The sequence below is a fragment of the Melaminivora alkalimesophila genome, assembly GCF_000282995.1.
Lineage (GTDB): Bacteria > Pseudomonadota > Gammaproteobacteria > Burkholderiales > Burkholderiaceae_C > Melaminivora > Melaminivora alkalimesophila.
The window spans coordinates 1-1,252 of the sequence record NZ_ALEE01000153.1 but is presented as its reverse complement, the minus strand read 5'-3'; the positions used below and the strand labels follow the sequence as shown (position 1 = coordinate 1,252).

The window sequence follows — 1,252 nt, the reverse complement described above, 5'->3', positions numbered from 1 at the left end:
GGCGGACCGCCCTCACAGGCGATGGGCGGAGCGAAATTTTCTGGCGCTTCGATCTGGGAGGCTGAAGTTGGTGCTAGAATTTGCATATTTCCGAAATGCGCAGCGTCCCTGATGCGGCGCGACCTTCGGGAGACACGCGGGAATAGCTCAGTTGGTAGAGCGCAACCTTGCCAAGGTTGAGGTCGTCGGTTCGAGACCGATTTCCCGCTCCAGATACCCCAAGGCAAGCTTCGGCTTGCCTTTTTTGTTGATTGCGGGTGGAGCGGGCGCGCCGGCCCCGCCATTGCGCGAAGAAGCCGGCGCGGTTACGCTGCCCATGACGGCCTGCCCTGCCCGGGCAGGTTGCGGCCCCGGTGGTGAAATTGGTAGACACTGCGGACTTAAAATCTGTTTTGTCAAGTCTTCTCTGCTTGCGCCAACGAGTCACAAGGTCAATAGTGACAACAGTTTGCGGGCATCCGAGCTGTAGCTTTGCAGCTAGGCTTGACGGCCAGGGGCCAGCTAGGCGCCAGTAGATGGAGGTAGGTGTTTTCAGTGCGTTGAGCACTACGCCCGAGTGGTGAAATCGGTAGACACAAGGGACTTGAACAATTTGAGCCTTCGGGGGGAAACGCCCGAAGTGAAGCCCGTCAAAATCGGCGAAAGCCCTGGATGCTTCGGCATCCGAGCCAACGCCGAGCCAAGCCCAAGCTACAGTTTGGGAAGGTGTAGAGAGCAGACGGCGGGCACCTACGGCCGCAAGGCTATGGTGAAGGCGTGCTCCAGACCACGAACAGCGCGTGTGCGCTGGCGGCGAAAGTCGAAGTGGTAAGAAAATCCCTCGCCGAAAGGCGTGCCGGTTCGATTCCGGCCTCGGGCACCAATCCAGAGCCGCCCCCGTTTACGCAGGGGCGGCTTTTCCGTTCTTGGGTTGTGTGCGCTTGAATCCCCGATCGCCAGCCATGAAGGCTTCCAACATGTGCGGAATCAGCGTCAAGGCATCTACTGCCTCGCCGTATGCCTGCGCGTGCAGCGCGGCGTAGCGGTCGAGGTCGGCTTTCAGGCTGGCCGGGCAGGCAAAGGTCAGCTTGACGCTTTCGGTCTTGGGCAGCGGCCCGAGCCGCAGCTTCTTGGTCGTGTTCATCGCATCGCCCCCCTGTTGAAGAACAGCGGTTGGTACGGCCGCAACACCAAGTCACGGTTGACGATGATCCGCACCGACAACCCCGGCCGTTCGGTCAGCGTCGGTTTGACCTGCCCCCTTCAGGCGTGC

1 protein-coding gene and 1 tRNA gene are annotated in these 1,252 nt (G+C 60.8%); one reads left to right on the top strand and one right to left on the bottom strand.

What is annotated here, in order from left to right; translation table 11 throughout:
• The first annotated feature begins 136 nt into the window (after positions 1-136).
• Positions 137-212, top strand: a tRNA-Gly gene (locus tag A612_RS02330).
• A gap of 668 nt (positions 213-880) precedes the next feature.
• Here A612_RS02330 and A612_RS02325 read toward each other — a convergent pair.
• Positions 881-1,123: a DUF2274 domain-containing protein gene (locus tag A612_RS02325; protein ID WP_019372997.1), complete on the bottom strand. Its 243-nt coding sequence runs from the start codon at positions 1,121-1,123 to the stop codon at positions 881-883.
• Positions 1,124-1,252: the final 129 nt, after the last annotated feature.

Excerpts from the sequence above, each read along its gene's own strand:
- A612_RS02325 (WP_019372997.1), bottom strand. The coding sequence starts at position 1,123 with ATGAACACGACCAAGAAGCTGCGGCTCGGGCCGCTGCCCAAGACCGAA.